The organism is Curtobacterium luteum (assembly GCF_001475545.1).
GTDB classification, from domain to species: Bacteria; Actinomycetota; Actinomycetes; order Actinomycetales; family Microbacteriaceae; genus Curtobacterium; species Curtobacterium luteum_A.
In genome coordinates, this window is sequence record NZ_LDQC01000031.1 from 1 (window position 1) to 20,892 (window position 20,892).

Genomic DNA, 20,892 nt, shown 5'->3' on the forward strand with positions numbered 1-20,892 from the left:
ACCGTGCCTCCCGTCCGCCGTCGGTCGTGGTGTGCGCGGGGCGCGAGTCGGCGGCGTTGGTCGCGAATCGTGTCGCTCGACGGCCAGCCGGGCGACACGTTGTGCGACCAGCGCGGAAGTGAGCGGCAAGTCGTGCGACCAAGCGCGCCGCGCCGGAGCCGCTCGAGCCGTGCCGGGCCGCCGCTCGCGCCGAGCCGGGCCGCCTCGTCGCCCCCGCCGAACCGGGGCCTGGCGGCACCACCGCGGCGCTCACTCCGCGATGTTCGCCGTCACCGCGTCGATGTAGGCGGCACGCTCCTCCCTCGAGGCCGGTCGCCCGGGCACGCCCGGCCGCTGCTCCCACGGGAACGGCCCGGCTTCGTGCCGGTACTCGATCCCCATCGCCTCGAGCCGTGCCGTGTGCTCGGCCAGGCGTCCGCGGAACTCCGCGACGTCCCGTGGCCCTGCGACGTCGGCGGACCACAGCGCCTCGGACAGTGCCGCCACCCGGGGGAAGAGCTGGTAGTCGAGCTTCCTGGCGGTGTCGACGTGCTCGGTCCACATGTTGCCCTGGCCCCCGATGACGTGCGCACGTTCGGCGTCGGTCAGCCCCGAGGGCACCGGGTCGAACGCGAAGACGTCGTCGACGGACAGCACGATCGACACCGGGATCGGCTCGGTCGGGAGGTCGCTCTGCCGGTAGTCGAGGTAGGCCTGGTCGTCCGGGGACGAGATGACGTCGTGTCCGCGCTTCGCGGCCGTCCGCGCACCCGTGAGCCCGCGCCACGACAACACGGTGGCGGAGGAGGACAGTGTGCCGCCCTCGAGGATCTCGTCCCAGCCGAAGGCCCGGCGCCCACGGGACCCGACGTGTGCCGCCAGGCGGCCGATGATCCACGCCTGCAGCTGCTCCTCGTCGGCGAGACCGAGCTCCCGCATGCGCTCCTGCGTCCGGGGGTCCTGCTCCCACTGCACCTTCGGGCACTCGTCGCCGCCGATGCCGATGTACGGGCTCGGGAACAGGTCGATGACCTCGTCGAGGACGTCCTGGAAGAACGCGATCGTGGACTCCTCGGCGTTGAGGACGTCGTCGGCGATGCCCCACTCCGTCCAGACCTCGACCGGACGGTCCGGGTGGACGCCGAGCTCGGGGTACGCGGCGAGGGCGGCGCGGACGTGCCCGGGCGTCTCGACCTCGGGCACGACCGTCACGAACCGGTCGGCCGCGTAGGCGACGATCTCGCGGATGTCGTCCTGCGTGTAGTACCCGCCGTGCGGTCGGCCGTCGAACCCCGCGGGACGGAGCACCCCGTCGGCGTCCGCCACGTGCGCGCCGACCTGGGACTCGCGTCGCCACGACCCGACCTCGGTCAGACGCGGGTACTTCCGGATCTCGATGCGCCACCCCTGGTCTTCCGTGAGGTGGAAGTGCAGGCGGTTGATCCGGTGCGCGGCGAGCTGGTCGACGACCCGCATGACCTCGTGCTTCGTCCGGAAGTGCCGGCAGACGTCGAGCATCACGCCCCGCCAGGCGAAGGCGGGAGCGTCCTCGACGACCGTCGCGGGGACCGTCCACGGGCCCGTCCCGACGCGGCCGTGCCGGTACACGTCGGCGGGCAGGGACTGCAGCAGCGCCTGCACGCCGTAGAACACCCCGGCGGCCGAACCACCGACGACCTCGATCCGGTGGGGCGTGACCGTGAGTCGGAAGGCTTCGCTCCGGTCGTCCGGGGCGGTCGAGGGGCCGGTGGGCAGCCCGGCGCGTTCTGCACCACCAGCGACCCGCAGTGCGATGACGTCGGCCCCTTCGTCGAGTTCCGCGTCCCGCACCGGCAGGCCCGTCGAGCCGCGGAGGGTCTGCTGGAGGTACAGTCGCACCGACGCGGTGTCGTCGTCGGCCGCGATGCGGGTCGAGGCGGTGATCGTGAAGGCGCCGGAACCCGCTTCGACGCGGCGCGGGCGGGGGATGAGCATGTCAGGTCCACCATTCCTCAATGGTCTTTCGTAATATGGAGGCTATGGCCGTGGAAGAGACCGTGTCAACGCTCCCGAGCACTGTCGTGGGGACGACCCCCGGTGTGCTGCGGCTGATCAACTCGCGCGCGATCCTCGACGAGCTCTTCCGTGAGGACGCCTCCCGGACGGTCACGGAGTTGAGCCGGACGGTCGGACTCTCGCGCCCGACGGTCGAGGCGGCGCTCGCCGACCTCGTGGACGAGGGGTGGGTGGCCGAGGCCGAGGCCATCGCCACACCGAACAAGGCCGGTCGGCGGGCCAAGCGGTTCGCCGCCGACGCGTCGGCCGGAGCGGTCCTCGGCGTGGACCTCGGACTGCACGGCATCGTCGGGCTCCGGGCGGACCTCCGAGGCGCGACGACCGCCCGGGTCGAGGAGCGCTACGCAGACCTGACCAGCGCCGAGCAGGCCTGGACGAGCGTGCAGGACGTCGTGCAGCGGCTGACGGAGGGCGTCGACCCGGATCGGGTGCTCGCGGCGACGTTCGGTGTCCCGGCGGTCGTGGACCGCTCGGGCGCGATCGACTACACGGTCGCGGTGCCGCAGTGGGTGGAGTCGCGGGTGCCCGGCCGCATCCAGGACCTCTTCCCCGGTGCCGCGACCTTCTTCGACAACGACGCCAAGCTCGCGGCGACCGCCGAGGCGATGTGGGGTCGGTTCCGCGACGTCGACGACGCGCTCTACCTGGTCATGGGTCGGCAGATCGGTGCGTCCTACGTCGTCGGCGGGTCACTGGCGCGCGGTGCGCGCGGCGCCGCGGGCGAGGTGGGTGGCCTCGCGTCGACCGGCTGGCCGTCCGCTCCGGCCCGCCTGGAGGCCCGGATCGCGCCCGGCACGGACCTCGAGTCGGTCTTCACGGCGGCCGGGCACCGTGACGCGGCAGCGGTCGAGGTCGTGCGGGCCTTCGCGGCGGACGTCGTCCCCGGGGTCGTGCAGCTCGTCACGACGCTCGACCCGCAGATCGTCGTCGTCGGGGGAGAGGTCCTGCCCGCCGCGGACGTCTTCGCCGAAGCGCTGCAGGACCTCGTGACGCCCGAGCTGCGGCACCCGGTCGAGGTCGTGCCGTCGACCGTCGGTCGTGACGCGGTGGCACGGGGGGCACTCGCCCGATCCCTGACGCACGTGCGGACCTCCCACATGGGCCTCGGCTGACGCTCAGGTCCCGCGCCGGAGTCTGACAGGCCGCTCAGGGATGATCGGCGGATGACGACTGCCCTGCCCCGCCCCGTGGCTGCCGCTGATCCTGAGATGGGCGGGCTCTCCGGGCTCGTCCTGCAGCTCATCGACGCCCTCGGCGAATGGGGCGTCGCGCTCATGCTCTTCGTCGAGACGGTCTTCCCCCCGATCCCGTCCGAGGTCATCCTGCCGCTCGCCGGGTTCCTCGCCGGAGCGGGGCAGATGAACCTCGTGCTGGTGCTCGTCGCTGCGACGCTCGGGTCCTACCTCGGGGCGCTGGTGCTCTACTGGCTCGGTGCGGTCATCGGCTTCGAGCGGACCGTGCGCCTGCTCGGTCGGCTGCCCCTCGTCGACGAGGACGACTTCCGCAAGGCCGCGGACTGGTTCCACCGGCACGGCAGGAGCGCGGTGTTCTTCGGGCGCTTCGTGCCGATCGTGCGCAGCCTCATCTCGCTGCCCGCGGGGGCGGACCGGATGCACCTCGGCACGTTCTCGGTCTTCACGATCATCGCGAGCGGGATCTGGAACGGCGCGCTCGTCCTGCTCGGAGCGGCGTTCGGGACGCAGTACGACAAGGTCGAGCAGTACACCGAGTGGATCGACCGGGTGCTCTACGTCGCCATCGCCGCCGTCGTGGTGACGTTCGTCGTCCGTCGGATCCGACGAGCCCGCGCCGGACAGGGTGCGCGCGGGCGACGCCGCGCCACCCCGGCCGGCGACTGAACCGAGCGGGACCCGGTTCAGGCCTTCTTCAGGGCCGACTCCTTGTGGGCAGCCTTGTTGCCCGACTTCTCCGACTCGACGATCCAGTACGGGTCGTCGTCCTCCGGCTTGAAGTCCTGACCGTCGAACGTGAAGTCCTTGGTCTTCTTCTCGACCAGCTTGCCGGTCGTCTTGCCCTGCGAGGTGTTCCAGTGCACCTCGTCGCCCTTCGACAGCGCCATCGTGTCCTCCTTGCGCGTGAACGCTCATCCGTTTCGGTCATGCCTACACCGGCCGAACCGCGCGGACACAGGGAAGCACGGGGCATCACGATGTCGTAACGAGACCGCGGGATCGCCCGCGGGCGCGTACCGTACTGGGTGAGTCAACCCGAAGGCAACAGCTGCTCCCGACTCCCGACGGAACGACGTGCACATGACCCTGCTGGACAGCCCTCGGGCGGAGACGGTCCTCGCTGGCCGCTACCGACTCGTCCGGCTCATCGGCACCGGTGGCATGGGTACCGTCTACGAGGCGCGCGACGAGCACACGTACCGGCTCGTCGCCGTGAAGCTGTTCGCGACGCCGGACACCATGACGACCGCCGACCGGGTCCGCCAGGAGCGCGAGATCCGGCTGCTCAGCATGCTCTCGCACCCCGGGCTGATCCCGCTCTACGACGCCGGCACGCACGACTTCGAGGACGGCCCGCACCGCTTCATCGTCATGGAGCTCATCGCCGACACGACCCTGCTCCGCCGCCTCGCCGAGGGCGCGCTGCACAACTACGAGGTGGCCGACCTCGGCGCGCAGCTCGCCGATGCGCTCGCGTACGTGCACTCGCGCGGGATCGTCCACCGGGACGTCAAGCCGGCGAACATCCTCATCAGCGACGAAGGTTCATCGGGGTTCGCACGCACGGTGAAGCTCACCGACTTCGGCGTCGCACACTTCGTCGACGGCTCGCGGCTGACCAACGACGGCACCATCATCGGGACCGCGGCGTACCTCAGCCCGGAGCAGGTCGCCGGCGAGCCGATCGGGTTCGCAACCGACGTCTACTCGCTCGGACTCGTCCTGCTCGAGGCCCTCACCGGCAAGCAGGAGTACTCCGGCACCCTGATCGAGGCCGCCCTCGCCAGACTCCGCCGCGACCCGGAGGTCCCGGACGGCATCGCGTCGGAGTGGCGCGACCTCCTCGAGCGCATGACGGCGCGGGACCCCGAGCGTCGCCCGACCGCGGTGGCCGTCGCGAACGCGCTGCGCGGTGGTTCGACGCAGATCACCGGCCCGGTGCCGCTGGGGCCCGACCGTGAGAAGCACCTGCGGGCGCACAAGCTGCACCGTGCGGCACACCGACACGCCAAGCGGGGCACGTTCGACTTGGTGAAGCGGTGGCGTCGACGGAACGTGCTGCTCGGCGGGTTCGCGGTGTTCGGACTCCTCGCCGCGTGCGGGGCGTCCTACCTGGCGGGCATGCTGCACTGAACCGGGTGCGACCGCGTCTGTGCGCCCTGGCAGGATGGACGGCATGACCGATCAGCGCTGGATCAAGATCTGCGGCCTCTCCACCCCCGAGACGGTGGACGCCGCCGTGGACGCCGGCGCCGACGCGGTCGGGTTCGTGTTCGCCGCCGGCAGCCCTCGCACGGTGACGGCCGACCTCGCCAAGGAACTCGTCGAGCGGGTGCCCGAGGGCATCGACGCCGTCGGGGTGTTCCGCGACCAGCAGATCGACGAGGTCGTCGGCATCGCCTCCGCGGTGGGCCTGACCACGCTCCAGCTGCACGGCGGGGAGTCCGCCTCGGACTTCGCCCGCGCGCGTGACGCCGGCTTCTTCACGATCCGGGCGGTCAGCACCGAGGACTACCTGCGCGAGACGCCCGAGCAGCGTGCCGCGTTCGACCACGACCTCCTGCTGCTCGACGCCGCGGTGCCGGGCAGCGGTCGGCTCGTCGATCCGGCCACGATCGCGGGCAAGGTGGACGAGGCCTGGATCCTCGCGGGCGGGCTCACGCCGGCGAACGTCGTGGCGGCGGTCGAGGCGCTCGACCCGGACGGCGTCGACGTGTCGAGCGGTGTCGAGTCCGAGCGCGGCGTCAAGGACACCGCGAAGATCCGCGCGTTCGTCGAGGCGGTCCGCAGCATCCCCTGACGCCGCGCGCGGCGACCAGGTGGACGGACGGGAGGCCCGTGGCGGACCCGCCACGGGCCTCCCGTCCGTCTCGGCGCGCGTCAGCGCAGGGTCGGGATCAGCTCCGTCAGGAACGCATCGGTGTCCTCCCAGCCCTCCACCGCGTGGCAGGGAACGCCCAGGGCCTTCACCGGGTAGTCGTTGCCCTCGGGGTCGAGGCGGTCACCGACGAACAGCATGTCGTCGAGCGCGATGCCCGTGAGCTCGGCGAGGCGCCGCATGCCGTACGCCTTGTCGATGCCCTTGCGGGTGATGTCGATGCTCGTGGAACCACCCGAGCGGACCTCGAGGTCCGGGAGGCGTTCCTGCACGAGGCGGCGCAGGTGGTCCTTCTTCTCGCCCGTCGGGTCCCACTGCTTCTTCACGTCCACCGGAGCCGCCTGGCCGAGGGCCGAGAACGTGATCTGCGAGCCGCGGTCCTCGAGGATGTCACCCCAGGTCTGTTCCTCCCAGTACCCGGCCTGCTTCGCCTGCTCCTCGACGGCGGCGAGGGCGCGGGCCTTCTGGTCGTCCGTGAGGTCCTCGGCGTACTGCAGGGCCCAGTCGTCGTCGTGCCAGCGGTAGTACCGGGTGCCGCACGTCGGCAGGAGGTGGAGGTCGTCGAGCGTCAGGCCGTCGCGGTGCCGGAGCGGCGTGACGAGCTGCTGCTCGAACTGGTGGAAGTTGCCCCCGGAGATCACGGCGACCGGCACGACCTCGAGCAGGGAGGCGAAGGTCTCGAGCATGCGGGGGTCGAGCGGCGACTTCGACGGGGCGAGGGTGTCGTCCAGGTCGAAGGCGACGAGGCGGGGCGTGGTCATGGCACCGATCCTGCCAGAGCCGAACCGGACGAACGGTCCGTGCGGGGAGCGGTGCGGTTCCGATGCGGAGCACCGCGACGGCGGCGCGGAGGCTGCCGCGTCGGCGGCGCGAGGGCTGCCGCGTCGGCGACGCGAGGGCTGCCGCGTCAGGCCCGGTGCGTCGCGGGCACGCGGTCGCGCGCGTAGGTGATGTCCGTGTAGCCGTGCGGCGCCGGGTTGCCGTCCTCGTCGAGGTTGACGAAGACGACCTCGTCGATGGTCAGGATGCTGCGGTGCGTGAAGAGGTTCCGCGCCTCGGCCCGCATCGTGAGTGAGGTCCGGCCGAAGCGGGTGGCGACGAGACCGATCTCGACGATGTCGCCCTCGCGCGCGGACGACACGAAGACGATCTCGGACATGTACTTCGTCACGACCTTGCCGTTGCCGAGCTGGATGATCGCGTAGACTGCGGCCTCCTCGTCGATCCAGCGCAGGAGGCTGCCGCCGAACAGCGTGCCGTTGGCGTTGAGGTCCTCGGGGCGGACCCACTTGCGGGTGTAGAAGTTCATCTCGTTCTGCATGTCCGTACATGCTACGACGACCGGGCCCCGTCGGGACCCGGCCGTCGGTGTGACCCGCTGCGGACTACTCCTTGACGAGGACGACCTCGTCGAGCGGCAGACGCGTGCGCGGCGCGACCTCGCGCTCGGCAGCCTTGTCGTCGAGCTGCGACGGGTCGGCGACGGTCCCGATCGCCGTCACGGTGTAGGGCAGGAAGCGCTCCGGCAGGTCGAACGCGGCGCGGAGGCCCGCTGCGTCGATGCCCGCCATCTGGTGCACGTGCAGGCCCTCGGCGTGCGCCTGCACGGTCAGCGCGGCGAGCGACTGGCCGAGGTCGTACTGCGCGAACGGGCGCTCCTCGCCGTCCTCGGTCACGGTCTCGAGCACGCCGACGACGAGGGCGCTGGCACGGAACGCCCACGCGGCGTTGAAGCCGAGCAGGTTCTCGTTGATCTTCCGGAACGTCTCGGTGCCACGGCGGCCTGCGATGAAGCGACGCGGCTGGTGGTTCATCGCCGAGGCCGCCCAGCGTGCGGCCTCGAGGACCGCGTCGAAGGCGGCGTCGTCGATGGTCGCGGTCTCGTCGTAGGAACGCGGGCTCCACCGCTCCTCGAGGAGCGGCACGAGGGGCTGGCTGGAGTCGGTCGAGCGGGTGAGCGTCTGCGAGGTCATGGTGCCCTCAACGGTATTCGATGCGTTCGCATTTCCGGGCTGAACGACGTCACATGAAGCCGAGGTGCCAGGATGGACGGGATGGGTGGCGTCTTGACCGGGTTCGCGATCATCGGCGCGATCATCGCCGCCGGGTACATCGTGGGGCGCACCGGCCTGCTCGGTCCGCACGCCCAGTTCGTGATGAGCCGGCTTGCGTTCTTCGTGCTCATGCCGTGCCTGCTGTTCCACACCATCGCGACGGCCGACATCGCCGCCCTGCTCTCGCCGGTGCTCTGGGTGTCCCTCCTCAGCGCGCTCGTGGTGGCGCTCGGAGCGGCGATCGTGTTCCGCGTGGTGCTCCGGCGGCCCCTCACGACGACGACGGTGGGCGCCCTGGCGTCGAGTTACGTCAACGCGAACAACATCGGCCTGCCGGTCGCCGTGTACGTCCTCGGTCAGGCCACCGCCGTCGTCCCGGTGATCCTGCTGCAGCTCATCGTCCTCGCGCCCATCGCCCTGACGGTCCTCGACACCGCGACCGCCGGCTCGGGCAGCCTCGGGCGCCGGATCGCCGGGCCGTTCCGGAACCCGATCATCATCGCCTCGCTCGTCGGGCTGGTGTTCAGTGCGCTGCGCGTCGAGCTGCCCGCGCCCGTGCTCGAGCCGTTCTCGCTCGTCGGGGCCGCGGCGGTGCCCGTGGTGCTGCTGTCGTTCGGGATGAGCCTGCACGGGGCCACACCGCTGCGTGACCCGGCGATCCGGACCGACGTCGTCGTGGCGTCCGCGATCAAGCTCGTGGTGATGCCGGCGGTGGCGTTCGTGCTCGCCCGGTTCGTGTTCGGAGTCGGCGCGCAGGACGTCTTCGTCCTCACCACGCTCGGTGCGCTGCCGTCGGCGCAGAACGTCTTCAACTACGCGCAGCGCTACGGCGCCGCCGTGCCGGTGGCGCGGGACGTCGTGCTCGTCTCGACCGTCGGGTCGGTGCCGGTGCTCGTGGCGATCGCGGCACTGCTGCACCCGTAGCGCGCTGCCCGGCGTGACCCGTCGACGGCCTGGAGGCGCGGGTCGGGCCCGCACCGTGCCTCCAGGCCGGCGCTGGGTCGCCAACGGGTGGGCGCTCGCGACGCGCTCGGTGCGCGCGAGCGGACGGGCGCTCGCGACGCCGCGGGCGTTCGCGACGCCGAGTGCGCTCGCGACGCCGCGAGCGTCAGAAGATCATCGGGCGGTCGTCGTCGAGCGAGGTGTCGAGGTCGAGGTCGACCGTCACGGGCACGTGGTCGCTCGGGGCGTCGCCCTTCCGCTCGTTGCGGTGGATCGCGGCGTCGGTGACGACGTCCGCGAACGCCTGCGAGCCGAGGACGAAGTCGATGCGCATGCCCTCGTTGCGCGGGAAGCGGAGGGACTTGTAGTCCCAGTAGGTGTAGCCGTCGGGGACGATCGGGCGGACCACGTCCTGCAGCCCCCGCTCCTCGAACGCCCGGAACGCCGCGCGTTCCGGCTCGCTGACGTGGGTCGCCCCCTCGAACACCGCCATGTCCCAGACGTCCTGGTCGAGCGGCGCCACGTTCCAGTCGCCCATCAGTGCGAGCGGCAGCTGCGGGTCCTCGGTGAGCCACTCCGACGTGCGGTCGGCGAGCTGGGCCAGCCAGTCGAGCTTGTACGTGTAGTGCGGATCGCCGAGTTCACGGCCGTTCGGCACGTAGAGGCTCCAGAGCCGGACACCGTCGACCGTCACGCCGATCGCTCGGGCCTCGACCGGGAGGTCCGGCCCCTCGTGCCCCTTGAGGAAGCCCGGCTGGCCGGGGAAGTCCCGTGTGACGTCCTCCATCGGCAGCCGGCTGGCGAAGGCGACGCCGTTCCACTGGTTCAGCCCGTGCGCCTCGACCTGGTAGCCGGCGGCTTCGAACGCCTCGGTCGGGAACTGCTCGGGCTTGCACTTGATCTCCTGCATGCCGAGGACGTCGACGTCCTCGCGGACCAGCCAGTCGACGATCCGCCCCACTCGGGTCCGGACGGAGTTCACGTTCCAGGTCGCCACGCGCATGGGTCCGAACCTACCGGTCCCTCCCCGGTGGGATGGTGTTCGCTGGGGTGCACCACCGGATCAGATCGGAGACCCTCATGGCATCGACCACGAACCGCGTCGACGGGACCACCACCGGGACCACGACGACGCAGGTGACCACCAAGGGCAAGACCCTCATCGACGACGCCGTCGTGGCGAAGGTCGCCGGCATCGCCGCCCGCGACGTCCCCGGCGTGCACGCCTTGGGCGGCAACGCAGCTCGCGCGTTCGGGGCGATCCGGGACGCCATCGGGTCGAGCGACCTCGGGCAGGGCGTCCGCGTCGAGGTGGGCGAGACGCAGGCGGCGGTCGACGTCACGATCGTCGTCGAGTACCCGGTGCCGATGATGGAGGTCGCCTCCGCGGTCCGCGCGGCCGTGACCACCGCGGTCACCGACCTCGTCGGGCTCGAGGTCACCGAGGTCAACGTCGCGATCAACGACGTCGAGATCCCGGGGCTGCCGGCCGCGACCGAGGACTCCGAGGGTCGCGTGCGATGAACGGCACCGTCGTCGGGGCTGGCGTCGGAGCGGTCCTCGCGATCGTCGCCGTGACGCTCGGCTTCTGGGCGTTCGTCGTCGTCGCCGTCTTCATGCTCGTCGGCGCCCTCGTCGGCCGGATCGTCAGCGGTGACCTCGACGTGCGGCGACTCGTCGACGTGCTGCGCGGACGCCGGAGCTCGTCGTGAGCGCCGCCGTCGTGGCCGGTGGTCCCGGCAGCGGCGGCATCGTGCCCGGGTGGGACCGCATCGGTCCCGCCGCGATCGTCCACACCGCGCAGGCGGTCGCCTCCGAAGCGCTCCGCGCGCCGTTCCGGGAGGTCCGTGCCCGGGTCGCCGACGACGGGCACGGCTCGCTCGCGGTCGAGATCACAGCCCCGCTCGTCGTGCCCGCGCTGGGTACCGGGAACGTCCCTTCCGAGCCGGTGCTCCGCTCCGCTCATCGCGCTCGCGGCACGATCGCCGAGCGGCTGCACGCGATCACCGGGCGGCAGGTCGACCGTGTGGACGTGACGTACGCATCGTCGGTCGTCGACGTGCCGAGGAGGGTGCGGTGAGCGCCGCGCCGGGCGCTGACCCGAACCGTGGGACCGACGACCCGTCTCCGGAGATCGAGCGGGTGTACCGACGGGTCCTCCGCCGCGAGACCTCGGCGTCGCGCTCGGGCACCGTCGTCGTCGCGATGCTGCTCACCGTCCTGCTCGCCGCTGCGGTCGTGTTCGCGGCCGCCGTCGTCCTCCTCGGTCAGCGCGTCCTCGGCGTCGATCCCCGAGCGGTCGTCGACACGGCGGTGCGGGCCCCTGCCGGTCTCGACACGACCGTCGTGGTGACCATCGGCGCGATCGTTGCCGTCGTCGGGTTGGTCTTCCTGCTCCGCGGACTCCTGCCGCAGCGACGGCCCCGGCACACCCTGCCGTCCGATCGGCTCGCGGTGGTCGTCGACGACGAGGTGCTCGCGTCCGCCGCTGCCCGTGCGGCCCGTTCCGCCACCCGTCTCGGCCCGGACGCGGCCGTCGGCACCGTGGGCCGCCGGACGGTCGACGTGGTGCTGCGCCCTGCCGCCGGCGTCGACGTGCCCGTGATCGACGCCACCGAGGCCGTGCAGCGGGAGCTCGACGCCGTCGCGGCCCAGCCCACGGTGACGCCGCACGTCCGCGTGCAACCGACCGGGAGGGTGGACGGGTGAACGCCACGAACCGCGTCGTCGGACGAATCGCCCTCGTCCTCGTCGGGCTCGTGCTGCTCCTCGCGGGCGCCGGAGCCGTCCTGGTGCAGACCGTCCCGGTCGCCGCCGGGGTCTGGCACGACCTCGCACGACCGGGCCTGGCCGACCTCGGTGCGCGAGCCACTCAGGACGCATCGCTCGTCGCGTGGACGGCGGTCCTCGGTTCCGCGGTCGTGGTCGGGGTGCTCGCCCTCGTGGTGCTCAGCACGCTCGGTGGTGGCCGGACGGGCACGGTCGTGCAGGACGACGGCGCCGCCGACCCTGGTGCGGACGGTGTCGCGGGTTCGGTCCGGATCGAGGCCGCAGCAGTGCAGCACGCGCTCTCGTCGGCGATCGGCGGCCTGCCGCAGGTGGCTTCGCTCGCCGTGGACGTCTACCGGGTGCGCGGTCGTCGTGCCGTCCGGATCAAGGTGCGTCCCCGTCGCGGGGCCGGGCCGCGTGAGGTCACCGAGCGGGTCGAGGGGATCGTGGCGGACCTCGACACGCTGCTCGGCGAGCAGCTGCCGGTCCTGCTCGAGATCGCCCGCGGGGGCGCCGGGTCAGGGAAGCCGGACCGCGTGCACTGAGGAGCGGTGCGGAGCGGTCCGGCGCGGGGGCCGGCGCAGGTGCGGCGTCGGTGCCGGCGCGGATTGCTGGCGCACAACCAAAGGCACTTCGAACCGCGGATGCGCGCGGTTCGAAGTGCCTTTGCTTGTGCGAGCGCGCGATTGCGAGCGCGAGTGCGAGCACGCGAATGCGAATGCGAACGCGAGCGCGCGAATGCGAACGCGAGCGCGCGAACGCGAACGCGAACGCGAACGCGTCGCGGCGGGCCCGCGGTGCTAGATGCCGACGCCGCGGGCGCGGAGGAACGGCACGGGGTCGATCGTGGCGCCGCCCGTGTGGACCTCGATGTGCGAGTGGCAGCCGGTCGAGTTCCCCGTGGAGCCCACGAGTGCGATGAGCTGCCCGGCCGAGACCCGCTGCCCGGGCGACACCCGGAAGCCGCCGTTCACGATGTGGCCGTACGCGGTCGTGATCCCGCCGGCGTGGGCGATCCGCACGTAGTTGCCGTAGCCGCCGTACCAGCCGACGTACTCGACCGTCCCGGCAGCCGCCGCCACGATGGCCGACGAGCACGGGCTGCCGAGGTCGACGCCGTCGTGGAAGATGACGCCGCCGTGGATCGGGTGCACACGGTAGCCGTACGGACTCGTGATGCCACCGCTCGCCGGGCGGACCCAGCCGGTGCCCGAGCCTGATCCGACCGAGCCACCGGAGGACCCACCGCTCGAGCTGCCCGAGGAACCAGAGCCGCCACCGGACGAGCCGCCGCCGCTGTTCGCCGCGGCGGCCGCAGCTGCGGCGGCAGCGGCGGCACGGGCGGCGGCTTCACGCGCCGCCTTCTCCTCCGCCGCCTTGCGGATCGCCTCGCCCTTCGCGAACTCCTTCTCGGACCGGACGCGACCCGACGTCAGGGTCGCGAGCTGGGCGTCGAGTCGGGCCTTGTTCGACTGCTGCTCGTCGTACGCCGCCTGGACCTTGTCGGACGCGGCCTGCGCGACGTCCATCCGCTCCTGCGCCTCGTCCGCGAGTTCGTCGAGCTTCTTGGCCGCGCGGTCGGCCTGCGCGGTGAGGGACCTCGCGACCGAGGCGTCCGCGGAGGCAGCGGCCTCGACGCGTTCGGCCTGCTCGGACAGCTTGCTGAGCGCGCCGAGGTTGTAGAGGAGGTCGGAAGCGTCCTCGCTGCTCCCGACCACGGACGCGGTGACGTCCGCGCCGCCGGAGCGTGCCATCTGCGCGGCGAGCTGGCCGGCCTGCGCTGCGCTCTGCTCGGCGGTCTCGGCGTGCTCGTCGGCTTCGGCGCGGAGCCGCCGTTCCGTCTCGGCCTGTCGTTGCGCCGCGGACTGCGCCTTCGCGAACTCGTCACCGAGGCGCTGCGCCTCGGCCTGGGCTTCCTCGAGGTCGTCGGACAGGCCGTCGATGATGCCGCGGATCTTCGTGATCTGCGTCTGCTTCTCGGACTCCTTGCCGCGGGCTGCGAGGACGTCGTCCCATGACGGGTACGTCTTCGCCTGCGCCACCGGGGCGTCCAGCACGACCGAGCCGACGAGTCCCGCGAGCGCCAGACCGGTGACGGCGAGGCGGAGCGGGAGGGCCGGGCGGCGGGGTCTGTGGCTGGTGGCGCGGGTCACAGGGGGAAGCCTATACATCCGTACAGGCAGATCGGGTCGCGGGCGCGCCGCTGTGGACGGAACACCGCAGGACGGGGCGGAGCTCAGAAGCCCCGGTCGCGCAGGGTCTGCTCGGCGCTCTGCACCACCCGCTCGCGGAGGACGGCCGCGCCGGCGGTCCCCGCGTAGTCGTAGACGTCGAAGCCCGTGCAGTGCGTGATCGACGCCGGAGCGCCGAGCGAGTCCTCCACGGCCCGGGTCCACACGTCCCCGGAGCCGATGACCACGAACGTCGGCCTGGCCCCGCGGTAGGCGCCCAGGTCGACCAGCCACGGGTAGGTGTCGAACGTGTCGCGGACCTGCAGCAGCTCGACGTTCGGCGCCGCGTAGGTCGCGAGCGGCCGCACGGTCCAGAACTGTCCGACCCCGGTGACGTCGCGGCCGCCGGCCCAGCGGTCGAGGCAGCCGGCGGCCGAGTAGCGGGCCTCCGCCACGGCCCGGACGGTCCCCGGGGCGGTCGCGACCCCCGCGACGAGGACGGCCGCCGCACCGATCGCGAGCACCGTACGGACCGCCCGCGACGGTCGGTGGACCCGGGTCGCGCGGACTGCTGTCCGGGCGAGTTCGGCGACCGCGATGAACGCCAGGAGCGGTGCGGTCACGATCGGCTCGAGGTACCGCGGGGTCTCGGACCCGGCGACCACGACCCCGACGGACACCGCGACCACGGTCACGAGCGGCAGCACCGTGGCGGCGAGCACCGTCCGGGAGGTCCGGACCCGCCACGCCCAGACGGTGCCGCCGACCGCGAGCAGCACCCCGACGAAGAGCAGCAGGAGTCCGGCGTCGCCCGCCGCGGTCGCGGCCCGGTCGTCGGTGAGCTGCGCGAAGAACGCGAGCGTGCTGCCCGCCTGCGAGGGGTGCACGTACGTCGACGGGTCGAGCGACACGAACCGGCGCAGCGGGATCCGCACGAGGTACCCGACCACGGAGCCGACGACCAGCACCCCGCCGAGCAGGCCGGCCGGCCGCCACGGCACCCGGCGTGCGAGTGCGAGCAGCCCGAGCGTCACGACGACCGGGCCGGCCGACCACGGGACGTACAGCGGGTTCGACGCGGTCGTCAGCGCCGCGACGAGGCCGAGCGTGACGAGGACCGCCACGGACGCCCGTCCGGTCCGCACTGCTCGGAGCACGAGCACCGCGGTGCCGAGCATCGCCAGGACGGCGCCGTAGTAGTAGGTGGTCGTCAGGAGCAGGGACGCGAGTTCGAGCGACGTCGCCGTCGCGGTCGACTCGGTGAGGACGAGCGCCGTGACGAACGCGAGCGCCAGCCCCGACACCGCGATCCGCGCCGGGCGTCCGGCCGAGGGCATGAGCTCGTTCGCCGCAGCGCGGAGCAGCGCGTACACGGCGAGGAGCACGAGCACGCCGTTGAGCGCGAGCGCCTGCTGCGGGGTCGCCGTCACCACCGAGCAGAGCAGGTAGACCGGCAGCTCGGGGAAGAAGAACAGCGCGGGGGACATCGCCCACTCGAACGGTTGACCGGCGTCGAGCGAGCGCCGGACCAACGGGAGGAGCACCGAGTCGCCGTCGTACCAGAGCAGCGCGACCCGCGGGGTGGCGACGACGTGGCGCAACGCGATGACGGACAGGGCCAGCGCGACCAGGGCGCCCAGTGCCTCCCGGCCGACCGCGACCCACCTGCCGCCGCTCGCCGCCCGCGCCCCCTCGACGGCTGGCGACGGTGCGGAGCGGGACATGCTCCGGAGCGTACCGAGCGCGCCTCGGTGCGCGCCGCCCAGGTGGACAGCAGCGCCCGACCACCCCGACCGGCTACTCTGGTGCGCTGTGACTGACGTGCGCGCCCAGCTGATCGACCACATCACGGCCGATGCCGTGTTCCACGGCGACTTCACCCTGACCAGCGGGAAGCAGGCGTCGTACTACATCGACCTGCGGAAGGTGAGCCTCGACCACCGCGTCGCACCCCTCATCGGACAGGTGATGACCGACCTCATCGCCGAGGTGCCGGACGTCGCCGCCGTCGGTGGCCTCACGATGGGCGCCGACCCGATCGCGAGCGCCGTGCTGCACCAGGCCGCCGCCCGCGGCCTCACCTACGACGCGTTCGTCGTCCGCAAGGAGCCGAAGGACCACGGTCGCGGCCGCCAGGTCGAGGGCCCCGACGTCCGCGGGAAGCGCGTCATCGTGCTCGAGGACACCTCCACGACGGGCGGCTCGCCGCTCAAGGCGGCCGAGGCGCTCGAGCGCGAGGGTGCGATCATCGCCGCGGTGGCCGTCGTGGTCGACCGCGACACCGGCGCCAAGGAGAAGATCGAGGCCGCCGGGTACCCCTACTACGCCGCCATCGGGTTGGCCGACCTGGGGTTGTCCGCGTGACCGGGGAGCGTCCGGACGACGCGCGACGCCCCGAGGACACCGCCGGCCCCGCAGACGGGGACGACGGCCTGGAGGCACGGCGTGCGTCGGACACGGACGCTCCGTTCCACGGTCTCCGCAGTGCCGCGGACATCTTCGGCGCTCCCCGCTCGGCCGACGAGTGGCCGTCCCGACGGGAGCGTCGCGAGGCCATCAAGGCCGCGCAGGAGACCGGTGCGCCGCTGCCCGAGCCGTTCACGGCGCCCGCGGAGGACTCCTCCGACGCGGAGACGACCCAGGCCGACGAGGGAGCGGACACGACTCCGGCCGACGAGGGAGCGGACGGCACCGAGGACGACGCACCCACTCAGGCGATCTCGATGCCCGAGGAGCTCCGGGCGCCCTCGCAGCAGGCGCACCCGAGTTCGATCCAGCTCCCGACCGCGCAGACGAACCGGGACGCCCGCGCCGCCGAGGCGCGTGCGCTCGACGAGGAACGCCGCCGGACCGACCCCACCGGGACCGGCCGCGACGACGTCGACTGGCTCGGCCGTGCGACCGGCACCGGGACGGGGGCGGTGACCGTCGGCGAGCCGATGGCCCGCCAGCCGATCGGTGTCGAGGACGCGCTGCCCTCCGCCGACGAACCGCCGAGCTTCACCGACCTGCTGCGGGTGCAGCCGGGCCCTGACGACGGGGCTCCCGGGCCGGACCGCCCCTTCGACTGGGCCGTGCACGACGACGAGACGGGCGAGGTCCCCACGACGCTGACGTCCGAGGCGTACGACACGACCGCGTTCGACACGACCGGGCTCGCCACCGGGTCCTGGACGCTCGCGGACGAGGCCGAGGAGGAGGACGAGGTCGTCACGGGCGAGGTCCCCACCGCCGGGGCCGGGTTCCCGGCCGCTGCTGGGGGCGTTGCTGCAGGGGCTGCTGCCGGGGCGGTGGCCTCCGAGGCGCTGGCCGCCGCGCCGACGGAGACCGAGCCGGACGCCCCGACGACGCGACTGTCCGTACCGGACGCGGCCACGGGCCTCCCGGTCGAACCGACGCGGCCGGGCACCCCGACCGGGCCGTCGCCTGCCGAGCCCGCGCCCGCACCTGCCGAGTCCGCGCCCGCACCTGCCGAGTCCGGGCCAGCACGGTCCGCCCCGACCAGCTGGTCGCTCTCCGACGACGCCGAGGAGACCCCGACCGTCGCCTTCGAGCCGCCGCGCTCCGCGACCGCGACGCCGTGGTGGTCCGAGCCGGACGACGCCGTGCCGCCGACCGCCGCCCCGCCGCTGGTGGAGCCGACGCCGGAGTCGTACCCGGCACACCTCCCGCCCGCGGTCGGGCAGGACTTCGACGGGCTCCTGTCCGCCCCGGAGGACCGACCGGATCCCGAGCCGGTCGCGACCACCGCGCCTGCTGCCGGAGCAGTGCGGCCGGAGGACATCGACCAGTCCGAGTGGACCGACCGCGAGACGAGCGACACGAGCGCGATCAAGGACCTCTTCGGGACCGCCGCCGTCGACCAGCTCGGCACGACGGGCTACGACCCGCACGACACGGGCACGGCGATGATGCCGGCGGTGCAGTCGTCTGCGACCACGGGTGCGTCGGCCGCCCGCACACCGGGTGCCCCGACCCCGTCGCCGTCGCAGCAGGGGATCATCAACCAGCAGTTCGCGAAGCTGCAGGGCGAGGGCACGCGCGGCAAGCAGCTCCTCATCGGCGGCGCGGTCGTCCTCATCGTCGTGCTGCTCGTCCTCGTGTTCCTCTTCGCGAGGTGGATCATGGGCAACACGGTCGCCGACCACCTCGTGCCGCCCACGAAGTCGCCGACCGCCGCTGCGCAATCCGCGTCGCCGTCGACCACGCCCTCGGCCCCGGCTGCAGCGTCCGACCCCGCGGAGGCGGCCCCCGGGCTGCAGTTCGCCACCACGCCCGCTGCGCCCGGCGAGCACGCGTGGACCGACCTCGCAGGCGGGGAGTGCCTCTCGCCGTTCACGAACGCGTGGGCGCAGACCTTCACGGTCGTCGACTGCGCGGCACCGCACGCAGCGCAGCTCACCGCGCGGCTGCCCGTCCAGGCGGACGCCTACCCGGGGGCGGACGCACTCGCGGCGCAGGCCGGAGAGCAGTGCCAGACCTCGACGGCGTTGGACACGGCCGCGGCCGGCTCGGTCGGGGACGTGCAGGTCCAGGGGACCTACGCGCCCGACGAGTCCTCGTGGCAGCAGGGCGACACGTTCATCTCGTGCTTCGTCACGCGGTCGTCGGGGCAGGAGCTCACGGGGTCGCTCGCGCCGACGGCGTAGGTCGAGGCGGCGACGCGTACCGGGCCATCCGGCCACGGCCGCGCGCCGGTGGTGCGTGCGGGGCGGGGAGCGCGTGCGGACGTGAACGCGGACGCGGGCCCGAACGCGGGATGCCGTCGTCGTCGAACGACCGTTCCGACGTCGTGCGACAGCGAGGGTGTCGTTCCATGCTGGCGCCTGGTACTCGCGGGCGCAACGAACGACGTCGCCGTCGTCGTACGACAGCGAGGGTGTCGCTGCATGCTGGCGCCTGGTGCTCGCGGGCGCAACGAACGACGTCGCCGTCGTCGTACGACAGCGGCGACGTCGTTCTGCGGCGGCCCGGCGCGGGCGGCGGTGCGGGCGGCGGCAGCCGGGGCCGACTCAGCTCGCCGCGTGCACCTTCGCGGACGCGTCCGACAGGGTGCGCAGCTCCTCGGCGCTGAGCTCGAGCTCCGCAGATGCGAGCAGTGCCGGCAGCTGGTCGGTGTTCCGCGCGCTGGCGATCGGCGCGACCACGTCGGGCTGTGCCTGGAGCCACGCCAGGGCCACGGTCGCGATCTCCACGTGGTGCTCCCGGGAGATCGTGTCGAGGGCATCGACGACCGCGAGGCCCTCGTCCGAGAAGTAGCCCGACACCTGCCCCTCGCGGTCCTTCCCGGCGAAGTCCTCCTGCGTGCGGTACTTCCCGGTGAGGAACCCCGCGGCGAGGGCGAAGTACGGCACCACCCCGAGGTGCTCGGCGGCGGCGAGCGGCGCGATGTCCGACTCGTACGGCTCCCGCGTCACCAGGTTGTAGTGCGGCTGGATCGCGACCGGCTTCGCGAGCCCGTTCTCGTCCGCGATCCGGATCCACTCCTCGGCGCGCTCCCGCGAGTAGTTCGAGATCGCGGTGTACCGGACGAGGCCCTCGCGGACGAGCTGGTCGAACGACCGCACGGTCTCCTCGAGCGGGGTCGACTCGTCGTCGAAGTGCGCGTAGTACAGGTCGATCCGATCGGTGCCGAGCCGCTCGAGGCTGGCGCGGGCAGCCGCAGCGACGTTCGACGCCGAGAGGCCCTGGAACTCCGGGTGCTGCGACACCTTGGTCGCGATGACGACGTCGTCGCGCTTGCCCGAGGCGCGGAGCCACGACCCGATGACCCGCTCGGACTCCCCGCCGCTGTTGCCGGGCGCCCACGCGGAGTAGACGTCGGCGGAGTCCACGAAGTCGCCGCCGGCGCCCGCGTACGTGTCGAGGACCCGGTGCGAGGTCTGCTCGTCGGCCGTCCAGCCGAACACGTTGCCGCCGAGGGCGAGGGGGAACACGGTGAGGTCGCTGGTACCGATGCGGGGCATGGTGGTCCTTTCGTGGTCGGGACGCCGCGGCGACGACGACGGCCGCGACCCTCCCACGCTATGCCCGGCTCCCTGTCGCCCGACCAGAGGCTTCGCGGTGTTGCATGAGGGGATGCCCACGCTGACCGACCACCTCACCGACCCCCGCTCCTCCGTGCGCCTCCGCGCCGTGATGGCGGCCGGGACCACGGCGGACCCGGACGACCTCGACGTCCTCCTGGAGCAGTGTGCGGTCGACCCCGACCTGCAGGTCCGCGAGGCCCTGACCTGGTCGCTCGTCCGGCTGCCCGCGGACCTCGTCGTGCCGCGGCTCGTGTCCGAGCTCGACCGTCCGGAGGCCCAGGCGCGGTCGCAGGCACTGCACACCCTCTCGAAGATCCGCGACGGGTCCGTGTACCCCGAGGTCGCCGAGCGCATCGGCGACGACGACCCCGGTGTCCGACGGACCGCCTGGCGTGCCGCCGCCGTGCTGGCACCGGACGAGGAGCGTCCTGCCCTGGCTCGACGCCTCGCCCTCGAGCTCGGCGAGGGTGACCGCGACCGTCGTCTGGCCCTCAGTCGGGCCTTGGTGTCCCTCGGCGAGGACGTCGTCGCGCCGGTCCTCGCGGACGCCGCCGCGCGCCGCGGCGAGCCGGTGCGCGAGCACGTCGCCGAGACCGAGCGGCTGCTCCACGACCCGGACGCTGCGTCCTCGCTCGCGCTGGAGCGCGCACGACGCGAGATGGCGCTGGGACGCAGCAAGCGCGCCTCGGGCTGACCCGACCTGCGGCGAGTGCGGCCCCCGTCGACGCGACCGGACGACGGCCTGGAGGCGCGAGGCGGCGCCGCCACGCGCCTCCAGGCCGTCCGCGCCAGCGCTGGGCGGGTGACGGAACCTGCGGATTC

The 20,892-nt window shown here is 72.9% G+C and carries 22 protein-coding genes; 13 read left to right on the forward strand and 9 right to left on the reverse strand.

Going from position 1 to position 20,892, the window contains the following annotated elements; genetic code table 11:
* Positions 1-249 precede the first annotated feature (249 nt).
* Positions 250-1,953, reverse strand: coding sequence for a beta-N-acetylhexosaminidase (locus NS184_RS05710; RefSeq protein WP_058725176.1), 1,704 nt, complete (start codon positions 1,951-1,953; stop codon positions 250-252).
* 50 nt (positions 1,954-2,003) lie between these two features.
* Here NS184_RS05710 and NS184_RS05715 point away from each other — a divergent pair, with 50 nt between their 5' ends.
* Positions 2,004-3,146, forward strand: coding sequence for an ROK family transcriptional regulator (locus NS184_RS05715; protein WP_193750403.1), 1,143 nt, complete (start codon positions 2,004-2,006; stop codon positions 3,144-3,146).
* Positions 3,147-3,197: 51 nt separating this feature from the next.
* Entirely contained in the window at positions 3,198-3,893 is a 696-nt protein-coding gene (locus NS184_RS05720; protein ID WP_058725178.1) for a DedA family protein, read from the forward strand.
* Positions 3,894-3,910: 17 nt separating this feature from the next.
* Here the strand turns inward: NS184_RS05720 and NS184_RS05725 are convergent, their stop codons facing one another.
* Positions 3,911-4,114, reverse strand: coding sequence for a DUF2945 domain-containing protein (locus tag NS184_RS05725; protein WP_058725179.1), 204 nt, complete (start codon positions 4,112-4,114; stop codon positions 3,911-3,913).
* 193 nt (positions 4,115-4,307) lie between these two features.
* On the opposite strand from NS184_RS05725, the gene NS184_RS05730 reads away from it, so the two are divergent.
* Positions 4,308-5,360 carry a serine/threonine-protein kinase gene (locus NS184_RS05730; protein WP_058725180.1) on the forward strand — a complete coding sequence of 351 codons (1,053 nt, stop codon included), beginning with the start codon at positions 4,308-4,310 and terminating at the stop codon, positions 5,358-5,360.
* A 43-nt stretch (positions 5,361-5,403) separates the two neighbouring features.
* Positions 5,404-6,027 (forward strand): phosphoribosylanthranilate isomerase, encoded by a 624-nt coding sequence (locus NS184_RS05735; protein WP_058725181.1) that lies wholly within the window; start codon positions 5,404-5,406, stop codon positions 6,025-6,027.
* Positions 6,028-6,107: 80 nt separating this feature from the next.
* On the opposite strand, the gene NS184_RS05740 is transcribed toward NS184_RS05735, so the two are convergent.
* The 3 genes from NS184_RS05740 to NS184_RS05750 form a co-directional block, all read right to left on the reverse strand.
* Complete coding sequence (locus NS184_RS05740; protein WP_058725182.1) at positions 6,108-6,866, reverse strand: HAD-IIB family hydrolase; 759 nt, start codon at positions 6,864-6,866, stop codon at positions 6,108-6,110.
* A 146-nt stretch (positions 6,867-7,012) separates the two neighbouring features.
* Entirely contained in the window at positions 7,013-7,426 is a 414-nt protein-coding gene (locus tag NS184_RS05745; RefSeq protein ID WP_083513486.1) for an acyl-CoA thioesterase, read from the reverse strand.
* 64 nt (positions 7,427-7,490) lie between these two features.
* Positions 7,491-8,078 (reverse strand): nitroreductase family protein, encoded by a 588-nt coding sequence (locus tag NS184_RS05750; protein WP_058725183.1) that lies wholly within the window; start codon positions 8,076-8,078, stop codon positions 7,491-7,493.
* Positions 8,079-8,159: 81 nt separating this feature from the next.
* Here NS184_RS05750 and NS184_RS05755 point away from each other — a divergent pair, with 81 nt between their 5' ends.
* Positions 8,160-9,083, forward strand: coding sequence for an AEC family transporter (locus tag NS184_RS05755; RefSeq protein ID WP_058725184.1), 924 nt, complete (start codon positions 8,160-8,162; stop codon positions 9,081-9,083).
* 184 nt (positions 9,084-9,267) lie between these two features.
* Here the strand turns inward: NS184_RS05755 and NS184_RS05760 are convergent, their stop codons facing one another.
* Positions 9,268-10,104 carry an exodeoxyribonuclease III gene (locus tag NS184_RS05760; RefSeq protein WP_058725185.1) on the reverse strand — a complete coding sequence of 279 codons (837 nt, stop codon included), beginning with the start codon at positions 10,102-10,104 and terminating at the stop codon, positions 9,268-9,270.
* 77 nt (positions 10,105-10,181) lie between these two features.
* Here NS184_RS05760 and NS184_RS05765 point away from each other — a divergent pair, with 77 nt between their 5' ends.
* The 5 genes from NS184_RS05765 to NS184_RS05785 are packed head-to-tail and all read left to right on the forward strand — an operon-like array spanning position 10,182 to position 12,415.
* Positions 10,182-10,625, forward strand: coding sequence for an Asp23/Gls24 family envelope stress response protein (locus NS184_RS05765; RefSeq protein ID WP_058725221.1), 444 nt, complete (start codon positions 10,182-10,184; stop codon positions 10,623-10,625).
* Positions 10,622-10,813, forward strand: coding sequence for a DUF2273 domain-containing protein (locus NS184_RS05770; RefSeq protein WP_058725186.1), 192 nt, complete (start codon positions 10,622-10,624; stop codon positions 10,811-10,813). Before NS184_RS05765 ends, NS184_RS05770 begins: the two co-directional genes overlap by 4 nt.
* Positions 10,810-11,181 carry a hypothetical protein gene (locus tag NS184_RS05775; RefSeq protein WP_058725187.1) on the forward strand — a complete coding sequence of 124 codons (372 nt, stop codon included), beginning with the start codon at positions 10,810-10,812 and terminating at the stop codon, positions 11,179-11,181. The genes NS184_RS05770 and NS184_RS05775 overlap by 4 nt, the downstream gene beginning before the upstream one ends.
* Entirely contained in the window at positions 11,178-11,810 is a 633-nt protein-coding gene (locus NS184_RS05780; RefSeq protein ID WP_058725188.1) for a hypothetical protein, read from the forward strand. The genes NS184_RS05775 and NS184_RS05780 overlap by 4 nt, the downstream gene beginning before the upstream one ends.
* Positions 11,807-12,415: a hypothetical protein gene (locus tag NS184_RS05785; protein WP_058725189.1), complete on the forward strand. Its 609-nt coding sequence runs from the start codon at positions 11,807-11,809 to the stop codon at positions 12,413-12,415. Before NS184_RS05780 ends, NS184_RS05785 begins: the two co-directional genes overlap by 4 nt.
* A 255-nt stretch (positions 12,416-12,670) precedes the next feature.
* Here the strand turns inward: NS184_RS05785 and NS184_RS05790 are convergent, their stop codons facing one another.
* Entirely contained in the window at positions 12,671-14,023 is a 1,353-nt protein-coding gene (locus NS184_RS05790) for a M23 family metallopeptidase (RefSeq protein WP_058725190.1), read from the reverse strand.
* Between the two features lie 83 nt (positions 14,024-14,106).
* Positions 14,107-15,765, reverse strand: coding sequence for a hypothetical protein (locus NS184_RS05795; RefSeq protein ID WP_058725191.1), 1,659 nt, complete (start codon positions 15,763-15,765; stop codon positions 14,107-14,109).
* 88 nt (positions 15,766-15,853) lie between these two features.
* Here NS184_RS05795 and pyrE point away from each other — a divergent pair, with 88 nt between their 5' ends.
* Both pyrE and NS184_RS18235 read left to right on the forward strand, forming a co-directional pair.
* Positions 15,854-16,405, forward strand: a complete 552-nt coding sequence (pyrE, locus tag NS184_RS05800; protein WP_058725192.1) for an orotate phosphoribosyltransferase — start codon at positions 15,854-15,856, stop codon at positions 16,403-16,405.
* Positions 16,402-18,690 carry a septum formation family protein gene (locus NS184_RS18235; protein WP_058725193.1) on the forward strand — a complete coding sequence of 763 codons (2,289 nt, stop codon included), beginning with the start codon at positions 16,402-16,404 and terminating at the stop codon, positions 18,688-18,690. The genes pyrE and NS184_RS18235 overlap by 4 nt, the downstream gene beginning before the upstream one ends.
* 363 nt (positions 18,691-19,053) lie before the next feature.
* Here the strand turns inward: NS184_RS18235 and NS184_RS05810 are convergent, their stop codons facing one another.
* Positions 19,054-20,007, reverse strand: coding sequence for an aldo/keto reductase (locus NS184_RS05810; protein WP_058725194.1), 954 nt, complete (start codon positions 20,005-20,007; stop codon positions 19,054-19,056).
* Positions 20,008-20,119: 112 nt separating this feature from the next.
* Between NS184_RS05810 and NS184_RS05815 the strand changes: the two genes are divergently transcribed.
* A complete protein-coding gene (locus tag NS184_RS05815) occupies positions 20,120-20,764 on the forward strand; it encodes a HEAT repeat domain-containing protein (protein ID WP_058725195.1) in 645 nt (214 codons plus the stop codon).
* The last annotated feature ends 128 nt before the right edge of the window (positions 20,765-20,892 follow it).

Bases quoted from the DNA above. Each gene is read 5' to 3' on its own strand.
- NS184_RS05720 (WP_058725178.1), top strand. From the start codon at position 3,198: ATGACGACTGCCCTGCCCCGCCCCGTGGCTGCCGCTGATCCTGAGATG.
- NS184_RS05735 (WP_058725181.1), top strand. From the start codon at position 5,404: ATGACCGATCAGCGCTGGATCAAGATCTGCGGCCTCTCCACCCCCGAG.
- NS184_RS05740 (WP_058725182.1), bottom strand. From the start codon at position 6,866: ATGACCACGCCCCGCCTCGTCGCCTTCGACCTGGACGACACCCTCGCC.
- NS184_RS05815 (WP_058725195.1), top strand. From the start codon at position 20,120: ATGCCCACGCTGACCGACCACCTCACCGACCCCCGCTCCTCCGTGCGC.
- NS184_RS05725 (WP_058725179.1), bottom strand. From the start codon at position 4,114: ATGGCGCTGTCGAAGGGCGACGAGGTGCACTGGAACACCTCGCAGGGC.
- NS184_RS05810 (WP_058725194.1), bottom strand. From the start codon at position 20,007: ATGCCCCGCATCGGTACCAGCGACCTCACCGTGTTCCCCCTCGCCCTC.
- NS184_RS05765 (WP_058725221.1), top strand. From the start codon at position 10,182: ATGGCATCGACCACGAACCGCGTCGACGGGACCACCACCGGGACCACG.
- NS184_RS05710 (WP_058725176.1), bottom strand. From the start codon at position 1,953: ATGCTCATCCCCCGCCCGCGCCGCGTCGAAGCGGGTTCCGGCGCCTTC.
- NS184_RS05730 (WP_058725180.1), top strand. From the start codon at position 4,308: ATGACCCTGCTGGACAGCCCTCGGGCGGAGACGGTCCTCGCTGGCCGC.
- NS184_RS05770 (WP_058725186.1), top strand. From the start codon at position 10,622: ATGAACGGCACCGTCGTCGGGGCTGGCGTCGGAGCGGTCCTCGCGATC.
- NS184_RS05750 (WP_058725183.1), bottom strand. From the start codon at position 8,078: ATGACCTCGCAGACGCTCACCCGCTCGACCGACTCCAGCCAGCCCCTC.
- NS184_RS05795 (WP_058725191.1), bottom strand. From the start codon at position 15,765: ATGTCCCGCTCCGCACCGTCGCCAGCCGTCGAGGGGGCGCGGGCGGCG.
- NS184_RS05755 (WP_058725184.1), top strand. From the start codon at position 8,160: ATGGGTGGCGTCTTGACCGGGTTCGCGATCATCGGCGCGATCATCGCC.
- NS184_RS05760 (WP_058725185.1), bottom strand. From the start codon at position 10,104: ATGCGCGTGGCGACCTGGAACGTGAACTCCGTCCGGACCCGAGTGGGG.
- NS184_RS05745 (WP_083513486.1), bottom strand. From the start codon at position 7,426: ATGCAGAACGAGATGAACTTCTACACCCGCAAGTGGGTCCGCCCCGAG.